This is a genomic window from Campylobacter concisus (assembly GCF_902460595.1).
GTDB classification, from domain to species: Bacteria; Campylobacterota; Campylobacteria; order Campylobacterales; family Campylobacteraceae; genus Campylobacter_A; species Campylobacter_A concisus_BL.
The window spans coordinates 156,508-176,579 of the sequence record NZ_CABPVA010000002.1 but is presented as its reverse complement, the minus strand read 5'-3'; the positions used below and the strand labels follow the sequence as shown (position 1 = coordinate 176,579).

General features: G+C 39.3%; 22 protein-coding genes and 1 other RNA gene. 8 read left to right on the top strand and 15 right to left on the bottom strand.

Annotated elements, in window-relative coordinates; all coding sequences use genetic code 11:
• Positions 1-195: 195 nt before the first annotated feature.
• On the top strand, positions 196-1,662 hold the full coding sequence (locus F3G86_RS05615; protein WP_223228557.1) for an McrB family protein: 1,467 nt from the start codon (positions 196-198) through the stop codon (positions 1,660-1,662).
• Positions 1,634-2,845, top strand: a complete 1,212-nt coding sequence (locus F3G86_RS05610; RefSeq protein ID WP_149723262.1) for an McrC family protein — start codon at positions 1,634-1,636, stop codon at positions 2,843-2,845. The genes F3G86_RS05615 and F3G86_RS05610 overlap by 29 nt, the downstream gene beginning before the upstream one ends.
• 17 nt (positions 2,846-2,862) lie before the next feature.
• Here the strand turns inward: F3G86_RS05610 and F3G86_RS05605 are convergent, their stop codons facing one another.
• From F3G86_RS05605 to gatB, 3 genes are read right to left on the bottom strand one after another with little or no spacing between them, the layout of a single operon-like run.
• Positions 2,863-3,918, bottom strand: coding sequence for a glycoside hydrolase family 3 N-terminal domain-containing protein (locus tag F3G86_RS05605; protein ID WP_107856877.1), 1,056 nt, complete (start codon positions 3,916-3,918; stop codon positions 2,863-2,865).
• Positions 3,915-4,805 carry an NAD(P)H-dependent glycerol-3-phosphate dehydrogenase gene (locus F3G86_RS05600; RefSeq protein ID WP_149723261.1) on the bottom strand — a complete coding sequence of 297 codons (891 nt, stop codon included), beginning with the start codon at positions 4,803-4,805 and terminating at the stop codon, positions 3,915-3,917. Before F3G86_RS05600 ends, F3G86_RS05605 begins: the two co-directional genes overlap by 4 nt.
• A gap of 13 nt (positions 4,806-4,818) precedes the next feature.
• Positions 4,819-6,240, bottom strand: a complete 1,422-nt coding sequence (gatB, locus tag F3G86_RS05595; protein ID WP_149723260.1) for an Asp-tRNA(Asn)/Glu-tRNA(Gln) amidotransferase subunit GatB — start codon at positions 6,238-6,240, stop codon at positions 4,819-4,821.
• Positions 6,241-6,453: 213 nt separating this feature from the next.
• On the opposite strand from gatB, the gene F3G86_RS05590 reads away from it, so the two are divergent.
• Both F3G86_RS05590 and F3G86_RS05585 read left to right on the top strand, forming a co-directional pair.
• On the top strand, positions 6,454-7,836 hold the full coding sequence (locus F3G86_RS05590) for a purine-cytosine permease family protein (RefSeq protein ID WP_149723259.1): 1,383 nt from the start codon (positions 6,454-6,456) through the stop codon (positions 7,834-7,836).
• Positions 7,833-8,606, top strand: coding sequence for a creatininase family protein (locus F3G86_RS05585; RefSeq protein ID WP_021089789.1), 774 nt, complete (start codon positions 7,833-7,835; stop codon positions 8,604-8,606). Before F3G86_RS05590 ends, F3G86_RS05585 begins: the two co-directional genes overlap by 4 nt.
• Positions 8,607-8,764: 158 nt before the next feature.
• Here the strand turns inward: F3G86_RS05585 and F3G86_RS05580 are convergent, their stop codons facing one another.
• The 11 genes from F3G86_RS05580 to F3G86_RS05530 form a co-directional block, all read right to left on the bottom strand.
• Positions 8,765-9,448, bottom strand: a complete 684-nt coding sequence (locus tag F3G86_RS05580; protein ID WP_149723258.1) for a F0F1 ATP synthase subunit A — start codon at positions 9,446-9,448, stop codon at positions 8,765-8,767.
• A 65-nt stretch (positions 9,449-9,513) separates the two neighbouring features.
• Entirely contained in the window at positions 9,514-10,275 is a 762-nt protein-coding gene (locus tag F3G86_RS05575) for a TSUP family transporter (protein ID WP_149723257.1), read from the bottom strand.
• A gap of 155 nt (positions 10,276-10,430) precedes the next feature.
• Complete coding sequence (locus F3G86_RS05570) at positions 10,431-10,967, bottom strand: superoxide dismutase family protein (protein WP_149723256.1); 537 nt, start codon at positions 10,965-10,967, stop codon at positions 10,431-10,433.
• Positions 10,968-11,033: 66 nt separating this feature from the next.
• Complete coding sequence (locus tag F3G86_RS05565) at positions 11,034-11,801, bottom strand: TIGR02757 family protein (protein ID WP_149723255.1); 768 nt, start codon at positions 11,799-11,801, stop codon at positions 11,034-11,036.
• A complete protein-coding gene (flgK, locus tag F3G86_RS05560) occupies positions 11,798-13,669 on the bottom strand; it encodes a flagellar hook-associated protein FlgK (RefSeq protein ID WP_012001658.1) in 1,872 nt (623 codons plus the stop codon). The genes F3G86_RS05565 and flgK overlap by 4 nt, the downstream gene beginning before the upstream one ends.
• 3 nt (positions 13,670-13,672) lie before the next feature.
• Positions 13,673-14,104, bottom strand: coding sequence for a flagellar export chaperone FlgN (locus tag F3G86_RS05555; RefSeq protein ID WP_149723254.1), 432 nt, complete (start codon positions 14,102-14,104; stop codon positions 13,673-13,675).
• Positions 14,105-14,120: 16 nt separating this feature from the next.
• On the bottom strand, positions 14,121-14,324 hold the full coding sequence (locus F3G86_RS05550) for a flagellar biosynthesis anti-sigma factor FlgM (protein ID WP_035142326.1): 204 nt from the start codon (positions 14,322-14,324) through the stop codon (positions 14,121-14,123).
• A 58-nt stretch (positions 14,325-14,382) separates the two neighbouring features.
• A complete protein-coding gene (locus tag F3G86_RS05545) occupies positions 14,383-14,682 on the bottom strand; it encodes a rod-binding protein (RefSeq protein WP_002942304.1) in 300 nt (99 codons plus the stop codon).
• A complete protein-coding gene (locus F3G86_RS05540; RefSeq protein ID WP_009293749.1) occupies positions 14,682-15,734 on the bottom strand; it encodes a flagellar basal body P-ring protein FlgI in 1,053 nt (350 codons plus the stop codon). Before F3G86_RS05540 ends, F3G86_RS05545 begins: the two co-directional genes overlap by 1 nt.
• A gap of 57 nt (positions 15,735-15,791) precedes the next feature.
• Positions 15,792-16,358 carry a 16S rRNA (guanine(966)-N(2))-methyltransferase RsmD gene (rsmD, locus tag F3G86_RS05535; RefSeq protein WP_149723253.1) on the bottom strand — a complete coding sequence of 189 codons (567 nt, stop codon included), beginning with the start codon at positions 16,356-16,358 and terminating at the stop codon, positions 15,792-15,794.
• On the bottom strand, positions 16,355-16,699 hold the full coding sequence (locus tag F3G86_RS05530; RefSeq protein WP_149723252.1) for an ornithine carbamoyltransferase: 345 nt from the start codon (positions 16,697-16,699) through the stop codon (positions 16,355-16,357). The genes rsmD and F3G86_RS05530 overlap by 4 nt, the downstream gene beginning before the upstream one ends.
• A 119-nt stretch (positions 16,700-16,818) precedes the next feature.
• Between F3G86_RS05530 and flaG the strand changes: the two genes are divergently transcribed.
• From flaG to F3G86_RS05510, 4 genes are read left to right on the top strand one after another with little or no spacing between them, the layout of a single operon-like run.
• Positions 16,819-17,214, top strand: coding sequence for a flagella length regulator FlaG (gene flaG / locus F3G86_RS05525; RefSeq protein WP_002942325.1), 396 nt, complete (start codon positions 16,819-16,821; stop codon positions 17,212-17,214).
• Between the two features lie 2 nt (positions 17,215-17,216).
• Complete coding sequence (gene fliD / locus F3G86_RS05520) at positions 17,217-18,977, top strand: flagellar filament capping protein FliD (RefSeq protein WP_149723251.1); 1,761 nt, start codon at positions 17,217-17,219, stop codon at positions 18,975-18,977.
• Between the two features lie 9 nt (positions 18,978-18,986).
• Positions 18,987-19,358: a flagellar export chaperone FliS gene (gene fliS, locus F3G86_RS05515; RefSeq protein ID WP_009293744.1), complete on the top strand. Its 372-nt coding sequence runs from the start codon at positions 18,987-18,989 to the stop codon at positions 19,356-19,358.
• Positions 19,351-19,578, top strand: coding sequence for a hypothetical protein (locus F3G86_RS05510; RefSeq protein ID WP_012001652.1), 228 nt, complete (start codon positions 19,351-19,353; stop codon positions 19,576-19,578). Before fliS ends, F3G86_RS05510 begins: the two co-directional genes overlap by 8 nt.
• Positions 19,579-19,677: 99 nt before the next feature.
• On the opposite strand, the gene rnpB is transcribed toward F3G86_RS05510, so the two are convergent.
• Positions 19,678-20,004, bottom strand: an RNA gene (rnpB, locus tag F3G86_RS05505) — RNase P RNA component class A.
• Positions 20,005-20,072 lie beyond the last annotated feature (68 nt).

Sequence of the window (20,072 nt, the reverse complement as noted above, 5' to 3'; positions counted from 1 at the left end):
TATTTAAGAAATTTTATTAGTTATTTAGAAGACAATAAAATTTACTCAGTTTTTGATTATTATGACTTAAAAAGCAAAAATCCAAAATATCTAGAAGAAGAGTTTTTAAAATCTGGAAAAACAAAAAAATCTTTTGCTGACTATAATTCAGCAGTAAGTAAGTATATAGAATTTATAAATAGCAAAGGAATAACAATGCCAACAACAAACAATGAAATACAAAAACATAGAACAAATTTCTCACTAAATCAAATTTTATATGGTCCTCCAGGAACTGGAAAGACATATAAGCTTTCAAAGATCATGGACAAATTTACTCAAGATCTCAATGTAAAATCAAGTGGTGACACTGATGCGTTATATGAAATGTTAAAAATAGAAAACTACACTTGGTATCAAGTGGCTGCAGCCATCTTGTATGATGCAGCTGAGTCAAACACTAATGGCGGTTGGCTTAAACTAAATAACGGCATAGTAAATCACATTTTATTTAAATTAAAATCAATAAAATCAGGTTCAAAAACACCAATACAAACAATATCATCAGATTTGTTATTTCATACAAAAATGGATTGTAAGTATGTAAATATTAAAAGAAAAGACCCTCCTTTTATATTTGAGAAAAATGAGAAAAGTGAATGGTGTGTAGATACAAAAATACTTAATGATGAGTGTCCTGAAGCCATAGATCTTTATGAAAAATACAAAGAGATAAAAGATAAAAAGGTAGGCACAAGCTACACTAAAGAAAATTTTAAATTTATAACATTTCACCAAAGCTACGGATATGAGGAATTTGTTGAGGGTATAAAGCCTCTATTTGATGACGAAAACGAAGATGGCGATATAACTTATGAGATATCAAAAGGAATTTTTTATCAGTGCTGCGAAAATGCCTTACTTCTTAGTGATTATAAGGGCAAGCTTAGGGATTTTTGCGATTTGTCAAAAGATGAGCGACAAAAATTTTTTAATGACAGCACACCAAAATATGCCATCTTTATCGACGAGATCAACCGCGGAAATATATCTAAAATTTTTGGTGAGCTCATAACTCTCATAGAGCCGTCAAAAAGGCTCGGGGCAGATGACGAGATAATGGTCGAGCTGCCATATTCAAAAGAGAAATTTGGAGTGCCGTCAAATTTATACGTAATAGGCACGATGAATACAGCAGATCGAAGCATAGCCCTTATGGATACGGCTCTTAGAAGAAGGTTTGAGTTTGTGGAGATGATGCCAGAATACGATGCGCTAAATGAAACAATCATTGAAGGCATCAATGTAGGTGAAATGCTAAAAACGATAAATGAGCGAATAGAGTATCTTTACGACAGAGATCACACGATAGGGCATGCTTATTTTATAGATGTGGCAGATATTGGCACGCTTGCAAATGTCTTTAAAAACAAAATTTTACCACTACTGCAAGAGTATTTTTACGACGACTGGGAGAAAATAAGGCTTGTTTTAGGTGATAGTCAGTTTATCAAAGAAAAGAAGCCAGCAAAAGTTTTATTTAAAAGCGGCACTGACTATATAAACGACAAAATTTTATACGAAATAGACAAAGAAGCTTTTTACGACGAGCAAAACTATCTAAAAATTTACAATTTAACAAGCAGCCAAACAGATGAAGCAAAGTCAGATAACGATAACTGAGTTTGAGCGTATATATGAGCACATTATAGGCAAAAAAGACTTTGGCGATATAGAAAATTTTATCCTTAAAAATAGCGATGAAAATGCACCGTTTTTAAGGATAGCAAGCGGGGTTGGCGGGAAATTTATACAAGCTAGAAACTATGTCGGAATTTTGCAGACAAAAAGCGGCTTAACGATAGAAATTTTGCCAAAAATAGCAGACAAAACCGATACTGATAAATCAAAAGCAGTTTTTATAAAAATGCTAAGGGCGCTAAAAAATTTCCCATTTAAAAGCTCAAATTTAGCTAGTCTAAAAACCCAAAATTTACCGCTTTTGGAAATTTTCATCTCGATGTTTTTATGTGAGCTTGAAGCTCTTGTAAAAAAGGGGATAAAGAGCGACTATGTGGCGCTAGAGGAGAACCTAAATTTTCTAAAAGGGAAGCTAAACATAAACGAGCAGATCAAAAGAAATAGCGTCCACAAAGAGCGGTTTTACGTAGGATACAGTGAATTTTTAAGCGATATAAAGATAAATAGGATCATAAAAACAACACTTAAATTTCTATACAAAAAGTCAAATTCTAGTAAAAATCAGCAAAAAATACGCGAGCTTTTGTTTATATTTGATGAGGTTTCTACGTGCGATGATTATAAAAATTTCTTTGAAAAGCTCATCATAAATCACCGAGTAAAGCACTATGAGCAAACTCTTTTATGGTGCAAGATCTTTTTGCTTAACAACTCATTTACACCGCACAAGGGCGATGATTTAGCCTTTGCCTTACTATTTGATATGAATGCGCTCTTTGAAAGCTATGTTGGAAATTTTATAAAGAAAAGCTTTCCAGGCACAATATTACAACACTCAGAAAAGCACCTCGTTGAATATCCAAAAAGCTTTAAACTAAGACCTGACATATTTTTAAAAGATAAATTTATAGCCGATACAAAATGGAAGATCATCAGGCAAGATAATAAAGAAAACGAGGAAAAGTATAAAATCTCACAAGCCGACCTATATCAACTCTATGCCTACGGCAAAAAACACGAGTGTGACAAGCTTTACCTCATCTATCCAAAGATAGAGGGCATAAGACAAAAAACTATGAAATTTAGATACGACGATGAAATGTGGCTTGAAATTTTATATTTTGATCTTGAAAAAGACGAAAATAACGCAAATTTACTAGCGTAACTTTCTAAAAGCCAAATTTAAATCTTCGCTTTTAGAGCCATTATCCTCTTATATGATGCGTCTATCCGCTCTTTACTGATCTTTTTCTCATTTACGGCATCCACTATGATCTGAGTGACTAGATCGGCCGTTCTTTGGTTATTTATCTTAAACTCACTAAAGAGCAAGATATCACCACCAGCATTTATAAATTTCACCACTTTTTGCGCCAAAGTCTCATCTCCAACGCCTTTCATCAGCATATCATCGCTAATAACCACACCATTAAATTTAAGCTCATTGCGAAGCAGATCGGTTATTATTTTTTTAGAAAGTGTGGCTGGATTGTCCTCGTCGATACCCTTTACAAAAAGGTGCCCGACCATGATGATCTGCGCTCTACTTGTGCTTATGGCGTCTTTGTATGGCAAAAGTGCATCTTTACTTAGAGTGACCTCGCTCTTATTTTTATGTGAGTCCTCTTTTGAGCTGCCATGCCCTGGAAAGTGCTTAAGTGTCGTTAGGATACCCTGCTCTTTAAATGCGTCCATAAAAGCATCAGCATAGATCACCACCTTGCTTGCATACTCGCTAAACGCCCTTTGCTTAGCGGCGATGATGGGCGAGTTTTCATCGTGCAGATCGACCACTGGGGCGAAATTTAAATTTATGCCGCACTCTTTTAAATTTATAGCCATTTTTGAGTAGAGACCATAGGCACTTTTGATATCAAGCGTGCTTGCGACCTCGTATGCGCTAGGATATGGGCCATCAAAGCTCTTGTCTTTCATGCGGCTTACGTTGCCGCCCTCTTCGTCGATAGCGATGAAAATTTTAGGGCTTTTCTCTTTGATCGCCTTTATGCTAGCTTTTAGCTGGGCTTTGCTGGTGATATTTCTGCCAAGTAGCATCACACCGCCAAATCTCTCGTAGCCAGCGTCGCTTAACATCGCGCGAAACGCAGTGTCTTTTGTGCTAGCGCCGTTAAAGCCGACCATTATCATCTGCGAGACCTTGGCTCTTAGGCTCACCTCTGCGCCGTTTAACCCAAGAGTAAAAATAGCCATAAAAAGTATAAATTTAAAAGCTCTCATCTTCTTCCCAAAAGCGATTTTACGCTTTCAAAAACGTCTTTGCCATTTAGCATATTTTCAACCTCGCTTGCTATTGGCACATATATGCTCTTTTCTTTAGCGATCTTGCTAATAGCCCTTGCAGTATCGACGCCCTCTGCCACCTCGCCAAGCTCATTTAAAATTTTCTCTAGTCTCTCATGCCTTGCGATGCCAAGACCTACGCGGTAGTTGCGTGAAAGTATCGATGAAGCGGTTAAAAAAAGGTCCCCTGCGCCACTTAGCCCCATAAATGTCTCATCTTTTGCGCCAAAAAATTTGCCAAATCTAGCCATCTCGACAAGCCCACGTGAAATGAGGCTAGCTCTTGCGTTGTTGCCAAGACCAAGACCGTCGCAGATACCGCCAGCTATGGCGATCACGTTTTTATACGCCCCACACACCTCAGCGCCGATCACATCCTCAGAGGTGTATGCCTTCATATAGCTTGGGAAAAATGAGGCAAATTTTAAAGCTAAATTTTGGTTTTTAGAATTTACCACCAAAGCGCAAGGCAACTTTTGCATGATCTCTTTTGCAAAGGTCGGCCCAGAAAGAAAGGCCAAATTTTCTCTATCAACAAAGTCTTCGTAAATTTCATTTAGAAATTTAAGATTTGCCGTGTCTATGCCTTTGCTGGCGACTAATATCTTTTGACCTTTGTTTTTGTAGTTTTGCTTTAGCCATAAATTTGTAGCTTGCGTTGGGATCGTGCAGACTAGATATTCGCACTCCAAAGCTTCATCCAAGCTTACAAAATTTGGCATCTCTCTTGGCGTTCTTGAACTGATGACGCACTCGTTATTTTCACTAAATGCGTGAAAAAGCGCACTGCCCCACTTGCCAGCTCCGATGACTGCTATGCTCATTTTAGCCCTTTTTTTAGCCTATTTTGGCCTTTAAAAGCTCATTGACCTTGCCTGGGTTAAAGGCACCCTTGCCCTCTTTCATCACCTGACCGACAAAAAATCCAAACATCTTATCTTTGCCGTTTTTATACTCTTCGACTTTGTCGGCGTTCGCAGCTAAAATTTGATCTATGATAGCAATGATCGCTGAGTCGTCGCTCACTTGTTTCAAGCCAAGCTTTTCGATGACGCTATCAACGTCTGCGTCATGCTCCATTAGATAGTCTAGCACCTCTTTTGCAGCTTTACCGCTTATCGTGCCATCTTCTATGCATTTTAGTAAATTTATCATCTTGGCGCTGCTAACTGGGCTTGTTTCGATCGTTATGCCGTTATTTAAGCGGCCAAGAAGCTCAACTATAAGCCACGTAGTAGCAAGTTTTGGTTGAATTCCAGCGGCAATTAGCTCTTCAAAATATCTAGCCATCTCAACGCTTTGGGTTAAATTTAGCGCATCACTCTCTTTTACGCCTAACTCGCTAACGTATCTTGCGACCTTTTGCTCGGCAAGCTCTGGAATTTTGATCGCTTCGTTATACATCTCTTCTGGCACTTCAACAGGGAGCAAGTCAGGGTCAGGAAAGTACCTATACTCCGCGCTATCCTCTTTGCCACGCATCGATCTTGTCACTAAATTTGTCGTGTCAAACAGCCTTGTCTCTTGATAGACCTCTTCGTCATATTTGCCATCTTCCCAAGCTGCACTTTGGCGCTCTACTTCGTAATCAATCGCTTTTTGGATAAATTTAAATGAGTTTAGGTTTTTTATCTCAACCCTTGTGTAAAGCTTTGTGTCACCTTTTGGACGGATAGAGACGTTTGCGTCGCAGCGGAAGCTTCCTTCTTGCATATTTGCGTCGCTGATGTTTAAAAAGCGAAGAATCGAGTGTAGTTTTTTAAGATAAGCCACCGCCTCGTCGCTACTTCTAAGATCTGGCTCGCTAACTATCTCAAGAAGCGGCGTGCCAGCTCTATTTAGATCAACCAAACTCTCGTTTTCTTCGTGGATATTTTTGCCTGCGTCCTCCTCAAGGTGTGCTCTGGTTACGCCGATACGTTTTTTAGTGCCGTTTACGTCGATGATGAGCTCGCCACCTTCAACGATAGGAATCTCAAACTGTGAAATTTGATATGCCTTTGGAAGGTCTGGATAAAAGTAGTTTTTTCTATTAAAGACTGATTTTTTATTGATTTTAGCGTTTATCGCCGTGCCAAAGCTGATCGCCTTTTTGACAGCCTCTTTGTTTAGCACAGGCAAGGCTCCTGGTAGAGCTAGGCAGGTCGGACAAACGTGAGTATTCGCCTCGTCGCCAAAGCTAGTCGAGCAAGAGCAGAAAATTTTAGTTTTTGTATTAAGCTGAGTATGAACTTCTAAACCGATAACGACTTCAAACATATTTTTACCTTTAAATTTATGCAAATTTTTAGTGCGTATTTTAGCGATACTTTCTTTTAAAATATCTAAAGGAGTGCTTTTAAAGAAATTTAAAAACACTAACAATTCGTAACACCAAAGATAAAAATTCAAATTTAAAATTAAATATTTTTCGTAAGAAAAAAATAACATAGCTATAATAAAAAAGACAAAAATTTTATGAAAGGAGCTTGTATGAGCGACAAAGAAAATGTTGTTTTAGAAGATGGCGAACGCATGCTATCTCCAGTTCCGATGTCCGAGCGACGCCCGACATTTAATCAGATAATGGTTTGGGTTGGTTTTGGCTACGTCGTTACTGGACTTTTCATAGGTGGCGTTCTAGCCGGTTTTGGCGGAAAGCCTGGCGTCTCACCTCAAACCGCCATTTGGGCGATCATTTTAGGTATGGGCTCGCTAAGTATCATCACTGCGCTACTTGGCATAATTGCTCAAAAAACTGGTATGAGCCTAGCTCTAGTTTCTAGGTACTCTTACGGCATAAAAGGTGCAAATTTGCCAATGATCATCATGACACTGCTCACACTTGGCTGGTTTGCCAGCATAACTGGCATGGTCGGTCAAATTTGGGGTTCATTTATAGGCAACCCAAGTGGCGTCATCGTCTTTGACCCAGCAAATTTTGGCTACAAAGATATCGCTCCGATCACGCTTGAGGTATTTTTATTTTGCTTCATCTTTGGCATTATATTTACCATCACAGCATACGTAGGTATCAAAGCCATCGAGGCTATCGCTATCCCTATAAGCCCTGTTATCTTAATCATCGCAGTCTATGTTGGCTACGAGATGTTAGCAGAGGGCGGCGGAGCTGCAGCATTTTTAGAAAAGACCAAAAATATACAAGGTCTTGGGCTTGGAAATGCGATCACAGCTGTTGTTGGTAGCTGGATAGCAGGAGCTGTTATGGGCGTTGATCTATTTAGATTTAACAAGTCAGTAAAAGCAGTCATCGCTGGTGTCGTAGCTTGCTTTATACTAACAAACCCTCTTTTAAACATAGTTGGCTACATCGGCGCAGTAAGCGTTGGTCAGTTTAACTACGTAGAGTGGATGCTAACAAAGTCAGCCCTTTTAGCTATCATCGGTGTCATAGCTTGGACAGCATCGCTTTGGACAACAAACAATGCCGAGCTCTACTGCAACTCGCTATATACTGGTCCAGTGCTATCAAGCATAAATTTAAACATAAATAGAAAAAAACTAGTGCTACTTGCTGGCATAGTAGGCACTGTGCTTGGCTCATTTGCCTTTTATCAAATGTTCTTTGCGTCATTTATCACGATACTTGGTACATTTGCTCCGCCTCTTGCTGGTCCGTTAATAGCTGATTATTACATCATCAAAAAAGGAAAGTACGACATCGCTAAATTTAATAGCGAACCAGACTATCACATGGCTGGCGTTATTTCATTTATCATAGGCGCTTTGCTTGGATTTATCTTCCAGTACTATTTGCCACTTCCATTTGACCTACCATCAGGTCTTGTAGCGTTAGTTATTACGATTATTATCTATCCGATATTTTATAAAATTTTTAACAAGGAGATGAGATGAAAAAGGTAGTTTTAAACGAATTTAGCGCAAGAGAGCTAAAGCAAAAATTTGAGGCACACGAGATAGATAGCGCTATCACGACCTTTGGTAGTTGCGAGAGCCACGGCTGGCACCTGCCGCTTGGCCCTGATCTTTTTGTGCCTGAAGAGATCGCAAAAAGAGCAGCTCTAAGACTTGGAAAGACTATCGTTGTTCCAGGCGTGCCTTTTGGTACTTCTATCCACTACAACCAATTTCCTATGTCAGTCACTCTTAGATTTGAAACCACGATAGCGATCGCTGAAGACATTTTTGAGAGCCTTATAAATAACGGCATAAAACATATCATCATCCTAAATGGCCACGACGGCAACATCCCTGCCCTTGAGATCGCCGCTAGAAAGGTAAAAGATAGACATAAAGACGCTGTTTTGGTCTTTATCCCTGCTTGGTGGAACATCACAGGAGCTAGACTAAAAGGTACATTTGACGTCTGGGATGGACTTGGCCACGGCGGAGAGGGCGAGACTTCTATAACTATGGCAGTTAAGCCTGAGCTTGTAAATTTAGAGTATGCAAAGTCACAAGTGCCTCACGATGTGATCGGTTTTGGCGAGTTTAGCACCATCATCTGGGATATCAAAGAGGTAACAGAGACGGGTGCAACAGGAGATAGCACAAAAGCTAGCCTAGAAAAAGGTCAAAAGATGCTTGATTGTGTGACTGACTACGTTGTCGAGATCGTTGAAAAACTTGAGAAAATGGGCTGGAAATACGACCACAGAAAATAAATTTATGTGCGCTAGAAATGGCGCACATTTTTACTGCTTAATTCTTCACTAAATTTAATACTTTATTTTTTATTTTGAAATGTTGCTTGAAAGTTAAATTTGATAGATAGTAGAAATTTAAAAAAGAGAAAAGCCATATGAAAATATGGCTTTAAATTTTAATGCTCATGCTCGTCGATAGCGACTGCGCCAGCTAGATAAACGTAAGTTAGCATCATAAAGATAAATGTTTGCAAAACAGCCATTAGCGTTAGAAGTGCAAAGGCTGGAAGCGGTGCAAACCAAGGTGCAAGTGTAAGCATCGCAAGCAAGAACAAGTCGTCACCTTTGATGTTACCAAAAAGACGGAAAGATAGCGAAACTACACGTGAAAGATGTGAGATGATCTCAACTGGAAACATTATCGGAGCTAGGAATTTGTTTGGTCCCATAAAGTGTCCAAAGTATTTGAAAAAGCCATTTTTTCTAATGCCCTCAAAGTGATAGTAGAAAAATACAACCAAAGCCAAAACTAGGGTTAAATTTAAGCTTGAGCTTGGTGACTCAAAGCCAGGTATGATACCGATGACGTTTGAGAAAAATACGATAAAGCCGATAGTTGCGACAAGCGGGAGGTATTTTCTAGCTAGCTTTTCGCTGCCTAAAGTATCTTTACCCATAGAGATAACGCCCTCTAAATAAGCCTCAACTATATTTTGAAGGCCTCTTGGCACAAGCTGCATCTTGCTCCTTGCGATATAAGCAACGATGAGGATGATCAAGGCTACAAGGCAAAAGTGAAACGCATAAACAAAGGCGTGTGAGTGGTTTAGCAAATTTGAGAATAGAAACAAATCTTTCATTGATTTACCTTAGATTTAGAATTTTGCGTGATTGTAACAAAATTATTGTTAAAACATTTTTAATTTTAAGCTTTGAAGTAGTCAAAAAGCAGTTTACAAATGGTCGCTGCGACAACTATCAAAAACATCGTTCTAATAAATTTAACCTCTTTTTTAATGACTAAATTTGAGCCAAAATATGCTCCTAAAATTTGTCCCACAGCCATCAAAAAACCAACTACCCAAAGCACCTTTCCGCCGATTATAAACACGCCAAGTGCTACGATGCCGCTGGTAAAATTTAAAGCTTTCGTGTGAGCAACTGCCTTTTTTAAATTTAGCCCTATCAAAGCCACCATCGCAAACATCCAAAACGACCCAGCTCCAGGCCCGAAAAAGCCATCGTAAAAGCCCAAAATGAGCCCAAAGATAACATAAAATAGCCTCTCACCCATCTTTGCAGCTCTGTCGCTCTCGCCTATCTTTGGCATAAAAAGTGTGTAGACGAAGATGGCGATTAGCAAAAATGGGATGATTATTTTTAAGAAATTTGCATTTAAAAATAAAATGAGCGTTGCGCCAATAAGGGCTCCTATAAATGTAAAAACTATGCCAACAAAACACTCTTTATAGTCAATCAGCCCTTTTTTGGTGAAATTTAGCGTTGCAGTAAAGCTGCCAAAGACGCCTTGAAGCTTGTTTGTGCCAAGGGCAAGATGCGGTGGCACGCCCATAGCCATTATAGCTGGCAAGGTGATCAGTCCGCCGCCTCCTGCGATCGCGTCAATAAAACCACCCAAAAATGCAGCCACAAAAAAGAGGGCGTAGCTAAGTAGGTCAAATTCCATTTTTACTCTTTTGTAAATTTAAGTTAAAAGCGGATTGTAGTTTAAATTTTTGAAATTTGATCTTAGAAATGGGGGTTAAATTTAGATCTTGAAGTGTGAAATTTAAAAGAAAAAGCCTTTAAACGTTAAATTTAAAGGCTTTTTGTGGGGTTTAATTACTTAATAACGCCGCAAAGCATTCTAGCACCGCCGCCGCCAAGTGCTTTTGGTTGGTCACTGTGGTTATCGCCACCGACGTGAACCATTAGTGAGTGACCTTTTAGCTCGTCAAGATTTTTTATCTTTGGAGCTAGAACTGGGTAGTTTGCATTGCCCTCGGCATCTACGTAAAGTGCTGGTAGATCGCCTTTGTGACCCTTATCGTCCCATGCAAATGAGTGCATCTTTGTTTCAGCTGGATCCCAGTGACCGCCCGCTTTCATACCTAGACCTTTCTCAGTCGCGCCACAATCAGCATTTTGATGAACGTGAAAGCCGTGAAGTCCTGCAGGAAGACCTTTTAAATTTGGAAAAAACGCAACGCCGTAGTTTGTCTTAACAGCTACTACTTCGCCAACGCTCTTATCGCCCTTTTCGCTTAGTTCGCTAACTGGGATCACAAGATGCTCGCCAGCCTTTGGATCAAAGTGATGACCCTCGTGAGCAAAAAGCAAAGTTCCTAAAACTACACTTAGTAAAACGATTTTTTTCATACAAGCTCCTTATGGATAAAATTGTATGGCAAGTCTATCCTAAATTTAAAAATTTAGCAATAATTTTTATTTTTTGAGATTTTTTACGATAGTTTCTAGCTCTTTGTTCTGCCCTATCCTGTAAAGCGCAAAGTCGTATTTTATCGGATCTAGCTCGTCAAATTCTCTAAGTTTTTTTGTAAGCTCCATGACCGCTTTAAAATCATAGCTCTTTCTATTTATAAGCCCTAAATTTAACGAAACCCTATGCGTATGCACGTCAAGTGGCATCAAAAGTCTATCTTTTGGCAAATTTTTAAATAGTCCAAGGTCGATGTCGCTATCTCGCACCATCCAGCGAAGATACATATTGTAGCGTTTATATGGACTTTGAGGCTCTTTTTCAAAGCTCTTACCAAAGAAAAACTCATATCCGTCTGAGCGGTAAGAATTTAGCCCGTAAATAAATTTAATAAGCTCATTTACGCCCTCTATCATCTCGCCATTTTTTGCAAGACCTTGGCGCAAAATTTCTTCTATGTCAGCCTCTTTTTTCAGGCGTGAAAGCGTGATGAAAATTTCTCTCACATCATTTTCATTTTGAAAGCGATATTTGAAATTTGACAGATTTTTCTTGATATTTTGCTCGCTCTCATCAAGCAGGCTAAATTCAAGCGAATTTAGAAATTTTACTATCATTTTTGCATTGCCATAGGCAAATAACGCACAAATGAGCGCTATGTTTGGCTCTTTAAATTTAGTAGCTACTTGAAGTGGATCTGGGGCGTCAAATAGCCCCGAATTTGTATTTTTACTAAGTACGTGTGAGTCTAAAAGGCTCTTTAGTTCGCTCATTGTTTTAGTGAAAGAAGCGTGTCAAGCATCTGATCAACTGTCGTGATGATCTTTGCTGCTGCACCGTAGCTTGCTTGAAAGCGGATTAAGTTTGTAAGCTCTTCGTTGGTATCTACGCCACTTGTTGATTGAAATTCCTCTTCAGCAGTCCTTTGCAAAGATGTGTTTGTGTCGTGGATAGTGTTGTTCGCCTCGGTATCGCTCGCCATATCGGTTGTGAAATATCGGTAATATCCCTCAATAGTCTCATCTCTATCAAGCGCAGTACCACTTGAGTAAAATGTCTGCTTTTGGTACTGAAGCTGTATCATCTTGTTTGCAACTTCGTTGTTTCCCACGACTGGTTTTGAGTAGGCACGAAGCTTTGTGTGATCTTGAGTGAAATTTTGATTGATGCCTATTGTATTTGAGTTTGTGCCAGAAAAAAATCTGTTGATACCAACAACGCCTGGGAAATTTGTGCCGTGATCGACTATTGAGATGCTATAAAGCCCTTGAGCTTGCTTTGGTATGAGCGCAAATGTGCCTTGATGCGTGTTTTTATCATAAAAATACGACGCTTCAAAGAAGTCATCGACGTCATTTAGCATGTTGTTGTCATTGTTGTCGTCTGAATTTGAGTTAAAATCCTGCACAACAGAGTTGCCGTATTTTGTATCGTTCATCGTCGTTGTGCCGTTTATCTCGATGGTCTTTTTGGCTACGACGTTGCCCTTGTTATCATAAACTATGGCTTCAAAACTGCCATTTCTTATGCTGTTGTCGTGGTTCATCAGCGTCTTGTCGTTTTCTAGATAGCTGATCGGATCTGAGTTTGAAATTTCAACCGCAGACTCGGCATAGACGTTGTTTGTGCTAGTTATTAAAGTTTTTGAAAATGTATTTAGATTGTCAATATATTTTTGGATGATACCATCGCTAAATTTATCATTATCTGGCTCGTAGTTGCGGCCTCTAAGATCAAGCGCAGCGCCTATCTTGCCATTTGTGATCTTCTCCTCCATAGGGATGCGTCTGCCATCTTCTCTTTCATAATAAATTTTCGTGTATTGCCCACTCTCGGTTGAGCTCATAGAAATTTCATGAAAATTTACGCCATCAACGATGCTCACACCGCCGATATTTAGGTTGTAGTATCTTCCTTGATCGCTTATGCCTGTATCTATCCTTGACTCGCTTTTTAGATCGCTTTTATAAACGGCTGTATTTACCAGCTTTGACATAGCAAGCTCTAGCTCATCGCGCTTGTCACGAAGGTCATTTGCATTTATCTTGATGCCAGCGTCTGCGCCTGACTCCACTCTTTGAATTTGCTTATTGATATTTGCTATTTGCTTGCCAAGTGAGTTTATCTCGTTTATATTTATCTTTATAGTCTCATCTATCTGCGTGTGCATATCATAAAGCATCTTTGATGAGCGGTTGATGCTAGCTGTTAAAACGCTAGCTTTGTTTATCAAATTTACCTTTTGAGCGCCCTCGTCTGGGTTCGAAGCAAAGTTGTTCCACGCAGCAAAATACTCCTGTATATCTTTTACCATGCCGTTATCTTTTAGATCTGGGAAGTATTTTGTCGCCTCTTGTAAAATTCTTTGCTTATAGCCTGTATTTTCTAAATTTGATGATGAATATTTTAGTCTTGAATAGGCAAACTCATCGTGAAGCCTTGTCACAGTATCTACTTGCGTACCTGTGCCAACGCCACCAGGGACTGTGTTCATCGCTGGAGATGCTGACTGGACTACACGTTGTCTTGTGTAGTAGTTACTATCGGCGTTTGTGATGTTGTTTCCAGTTGTGCTTATTTGCACTTGGGCTGCATTTAGCCCTGAAACGCCTGTGCCTAATGACATAAAGATATTAGCCATTTGTTAAACCCTTGATTTGTAAAAATTATTATCTGTGCCGCTGCCGTCTTGTCCATATTCATTAGTCTGAGTACCAAAGACTTTTTTGCTAAGTGAGTCAAAAAACTCCTTAACAACAACGACGTGTCTTGCATATTCTTTATTTACTTTATGCAAAATTTCAAGCTTTGAACGCATAAGCACCAGCTTTGACTTCACTTCATCATCTAAAACGCTTGCAAGTATCGTAGTGCCACTCTCTTTTGAAACCCTTAGTAGCTCTTTATCCAAAGCTCTTTTAGTATCTTCAAAAGCGCGCACGAGAGCATTTTTCTTCTTCACGCTCTCATCAACGCTTGAGTGCTTCGCCTCTTTTATGTTGGCGATATCTTGCATCGTTAAATTTATAAGCTCGTCTAGCTCGCCTATGGCCTCGTCCAAAAGCTTCTTTATCATTTAAATTCCTTTAAATTTAGAGCAACGCATCAGCCACAGCTTTTGCTGTTTTAGAGATATCTACCTGATAGGTGCCATTTGCTATTGCATCAGCTATCTCTTTTACTCTTGCGTTTTCGTTTGTTTTTACTTCTTTGTTTTCATTTTCAACCCTAGCATCGCTATTTTTATTTAGCGTATTTGCCTGGTAGTTTGGTCTTTGGTTCAAAGGAGTTATCATATCCATACCTCTTAAAATAAAATGTTTATATCACTACATCGGCAAAATATAAATTTACTTAAGAGTCTCTCTTTAAAAAATCGTATAAAAGTTCTGAAAAACCTAAATTTCCACTCAAAGCTTTGCTCATAGCGTCGTTATACATAGACCTGTAAATGTCGCTGCCAGCGGCTTTTGGATAGAGTGAGTTCTTATCATCTTCTTTTAAAGCGATATCAAGCACAGCTTTTACCATAAATGCTTCAAAAGCATCAGTTTGCTCTTTTAAAAGTGCATCTTGTTTGGCATTTGCGTTTTTTATCTTGTTTGCTGAGATGTCGTTATACGAATTTAGTGCTAGGGTGTTGTCTATTTGCATTATATTATCTCCAGATCAACTTGTATCGCACCAACTCGTTTTAAATTTTCAAGTATCGAGATGATGTCGCTTGGTGTTGCGCCAAGTTTATTTAGCGCTCTTGTCACGTTTGCAACGGTTGTTTTTTCGCCTGAAATTTTAAGTAAATTTTGACTAGGAGCCACCGAGGTGTCGCTACCTATATTTACATCATTTTGTGCTGCCTCTTCGTAGCTGTTTGGCTCTATCTTTATAGTTATGGCGCCGTGAGTTATCACGACTGGACTAACTACCGCGTTTATACCGCTAACTATCGTGCCAGTTCTCTCATCAACTACGATCTTCTCATCTGGCTTATACTCCACATCAAGATCAAGCACAGCGCTTGCAAGCTCGATGATGCTAACATCATCTGGCTTTTTAACGATAACCGTTCTTGGATCGATCGCCTTTGCAGTATCGTCTGAAATGTTTGCATTTATGGCGTTTTGGATATCAAGAGCGGTTTTAAAATTTGTATCTTTTAGGCTTAGTTTTATGCTATCTTGGTTGTAGATATCGTAAGTTACTTCGCGCTCCACAAGAGCACCATTTAAGATAGTGCCAACGGTTGGGTGGTTGCCACCACTTCTGCCTGCGCTCTTGCCACCTATACTTAGAGGTCCTTGAGCCAAAGCGTAGATATCGCCATCAACGCCCTTTAGCGGAGTCATAAGAAGGGTGCCACCTTGCAAGCTTTTTGCATCGCCGATAGATGAGATCTCGATATCAAGCTTGTCGCCATGTCTTGCAAATGCAGGCAACTTGGCTGTCACCATAACAGCGGCTGCGTTTTTTGACTTGATATCATCTGGATTTATCTTGACATTTACGCCTTGAAGCATGTTTGATAGCGACTGGATCGTAAATTTTGACGTTGAGCCATCCCCTGTGCCGTTTAGTCCGACGACTAAACCATAGCCTATTAGCTGGTTATCCCTTACGCCAACGATGTTTGCAAGCTCTTTTATCTGCGTAGCAAAGGCTGAAGTAGCTATCACTGAAGCTGCTACAAAAGATAAAATTTTTTTCATATTTTTTCCTAAAATTTAGCTATTTTAGGTTTTTAAAGCAAAAGATGTTCCAAATTTTTACTGAAAATAAGAGAGCGAAGTGGCTCCAAATTTTTTAAATTTAATAAGCTTATATGCAGAAATTTCATCGCCAAATTTAAAGTCGCTGTTATGCTCAAAAACTATCATATAAATTTTCTCTTTTTTTAGCTGCGAGATCAAATTTACAAGCTTTTCATAGATATCATCAAAGCCAGCCCTTATGTCAAATGGTGGATCAAGATAGAGCAAAACCTTGCCATTTTGCGAATTTACAAGATCAGGCAAGAGCGAAAAGCTGTCGCCATTTATCGCTTTTAAATTTGCACACTCTAAGCTTGCAAGATTGCTTTGTGTGATCTTAAAAGCGGCTCTATCTTTTTCGATAGCGATAGCCTCGCGCGCTCCGTTGCTAACAGCCTCGCTTGCCATCACGCCGCTTCCGCCAAAACCCTCTATAAATGTAAGCGAGTAAATTTCATCTCTGATGACGTTAAAAAAGGACTCTTTTACGATGCTTTTTGTGCTTCTAGTCGTGCTTAGACTTGGTAACTCAAGCCTTTTGCCTTTAAATTTACCACTTGAAATTTTGGTGTAGAGTTTCACTGATTTGCCCTTAAAATTTCAAGCAGATCAGCTTTAAATTTATCAATTAAGCGTGATACTTTTTGCTCCAAACTCTTTTCATTTACTATCTGATCTGGCTCTTTTGCCTTTGAAATTTGCGTGGCTGAGTAAAATTCCTCAAGCGTGTCAAGAAGAGTGGCTCTCGTAAATGGGTGAGAAAGATGAGCGTTCTTACCTATTATAAATAGCGGTTTTTTTGTGACGATCTCGCGGTCACTTACTACAAAATCACAATCCTTATGATGAGCGGCTAAATTTCCACAAAAAAGCAGCAAAGTCTTTTGCAGCAAAATGCAGTCGCATTCAAATGAAATTTTCATATCCCGTCCTATAAATTTTGCTCGATTTTAACCTAAATAATCAAAAATTTATATAAATACTAAAGGAATTTAAAATTTTACCGATGTAGGAGCTAGCGTAAGTTTTAAGGAGTAAAACTATGGAAATTTTCAAAGCAGCGGCAAATCAAACACTTGATGCAAGCATGAGCACGTCGGCTCAGCGTCAGATAGACAGCAGACCTATCGAGCACTCTGATGTCAAAGTAAATGCCGATAAAAACGGCAAATCAAAGGATGCTAACGAGCTTGACGGACTTAGCAACGAGGATCTTGCTAGAAAGACAAGAGAGGTCACTGATAGGCTAAACTATCAGATGCAACAGCTCGATACTAATGTAAGATTTGCTTACAACGAGAAGTTAAATTTAATGGTAGTGCAAGTAAAAGACGCCAAAACAGGTGAAGAGATAACACAGCTTCCGAGCAAAGAAGCTATAAAAATCAGCGAGTATTTCAAAGAAAGTATCGGAATACTTTTTGACAAGGAGAGTTAAAAATGGCAGTAGGTAACGTAACAAATTTAGGCATCGGTACAAAAAATAGCGGCCTAAACGATGAGCTTATCAAGAAACTAAAAGAGGCTGATGAGGCTGGACAGATCAAACCACTTACAACAAGACTAGAGAAAAATGAGCTTAAGCAAAAGGACCTTGCAGCGCTAAAAACTCTTGTTAGCAACGTAAATGTGAGCGGCAAAACACTTGGTGGCGAGGCACTTTATCTAAAAAGAAATACCAATAACGCTGGTAAAAGCGTCACTGCTTCAGCGGCAAACGGCGTTAGCGTGCAAAGCTTTAGTATCGACGTGCAAAAACTTGCTCAAAAAGATACATTTCAAAGCAAGAATTTCAAAAATTCTTCAAGCATGGTGGGTGCTACAAATACTGGCTCGTTTGATGTTGAGATCGATGGACAAAAATTCTCTATCGGTATTACAAGATCGACAACCTATCAAGATATCGTTGATAAGATAAATGACGTAAGTGGCGGCAAGTTGCAAGCTAGAATTTTAAATGTTGGTGGCGATAAACCAAATCAAATAATGCTTCAATCAGGCAAAACTGGCGCTACGCAGACTATTAAATTTTCAAACGACACAGCTGGCGTTTTAGACAAGCTTGGCTGGGATGATACGCAGTTTCAAGATACAGACGAGCACGGCACTGCTCTAACAAATCCTGATGGCTCGCCAAAGATGACATCAAATTTGGAGAAAAATAGAATTTTAAAAGCGCAAGATGCAGAATTTACATATAACGGCGTAAATATCAAAAGAGATAAAAATAGCTTTGATGATCTAAGACCTGGCGTAAATATCACTCTAAATGAGACTGGCAGAACAAATGTCAGCGTCTCTCAAAACACTGAAGAGGTTGTAAAAGCGGTTGAAGAGTTTATAAAAGACTACAACCTAATGACAATGAACCTTGAGATCGCTACTAAGTATGACGAAGAAAAAGGCGCTGGTACTTTCCAAGGTGTGAGCGAAATTTCAAGCCTTAGATCAAACATCGGACGTCTAGTAAATGGTCAAGATAGCGAAGGCAAAGCGCTAAGTAAATTTGGCATAGTGCCAGATAAAGACGGTCAGCTTCAGCTTGATCTAAATAAATTTAACGCAGCTCTTAGCAAAAATCCGGAAGAAATTCAGAAATTTTTCATGGGTTCAAGCAAGACTGAGCCGATAAGCTACATGGGTAACTCAACCGTTAGCGCAGGTGCGTTAAATATCCAAGCTGGCGATCTAACGATAAATGGCAAGTCAGTTATATTTTCAACCACAGCTGGCGGGACAGCTGAAGATAACGCTCTAAAGCTTCAACAAGCTATCAATGACGCTGGTATCGACGGAGTCACAGCTAGCCTTGATCAAAGCGGCAAGAGGATCATCTTAAAAAGAAGCGATGGCGAAAATATCGAGGTAAAAGGCAAAGCTTCTGCACTAGCAACTCTTGGTATGAGCGAAGCCACTGTAAATCCAGTGACTAAAAAAACTGATGGTCTATTTACAAAGCTAGCTAATATGCTTGATGGTGCTGTTGGCAAGAAAGGCACTATGATCGCTATGCAAAATCAGCTAAAGGATGAGAGTGAGTCTATCACTAAAAATAAAGAGAGCACTCAAAAGCTTTTAGACGAGAAATATACAACGATGCAAGAGCGCTTCATCAAGTATAACTCTATCATCGCAAGTTTAGAAAATCAGTTCTCAACTCTAAAATCAATGATAGATGCTGAGATAAACAGTAGAAAATAAGAGAGAAAAATGAATCAAAGTGCATATAGTGCATACGCACAGTCGAGTTTCGGGGGCATCGAGTCCCCGACTAAATTAATAGAAATGCTTTATGACGGAATTTTGAAATTTATATTTCGCACAAAAAAAGCGATCGAAGCTGGAGATATAGAGAAAAAAGTCTATTATATAAACAGAGCAAACGCTATCTTTGTTGAGCTTTTAAACTCGCTTGATTATTCTCAAGGCGACGTGGCTCACTATCTTAGCGGACTTTATACAAGACAGATGCAGCTTCTTGCTATGGCAAATATCCAAAATGATATTAACGCGCTAAATGAAGTAACAAATGTCGTAAAGCAGTTATCAGAAGCATGGAGGGAGGTAACATCAGGTGAATAGCTGGATCAATGAATTTAAGCTAGCGTTAATAAACGAAGATACAAGAAAGTTAGCTGCACTATCACAAAGCTTTAGCGAAGATATGTTTAAAAGCTTAGCTTCAGCAAAGGAAGCACAAGCACTAATCGGCGGTGCGATAGAGCTTTTTAAAACTAAATCTTCACACATCCAAAACGAGCTTACAAAGCTACAAAAAGCTCAAAAATACGTAAAAAACTAATCTAAACTCAAACTTTCAAGGCACGGCATATTTGCCGGTTCTGTCTTGAAAACTTTCAATTTACTAACTGCTTGCTACTTGAAATTTACTCTAAATTTAAGCAAAGGCACGGCGTTAAGCCGAGTTCTGTCTTGAGCGATCATTTATCTACGCTTGCTTTTACAAACAAGCTCTAGCGAAGGGTTTTAATATAAGACCAAAACCATCCCTTCTTACTGCAAGTTGGGTTTATATGGCCACGCAAGTTACCAAGCGCGCCGGTGGGCTCTTACCCCGCCGTTTCACCTTTACCGCCAAGGCGGAAGTTTGCTTTCTGTTACACTATCCCTTAGGTTTCCCTAGCCATCCGTTAGATGGAACTTCGTCTTATCGCAGCTCGGACTTTCCTCTTTTGCAAGATGCAAAAGCGACCGCTTACCGTGCCAGAGCGTGATTATATTTAAAAATATATAAATTTACCCTGCGGCTAAATTTTTAATCAAATTTAGCAAAAT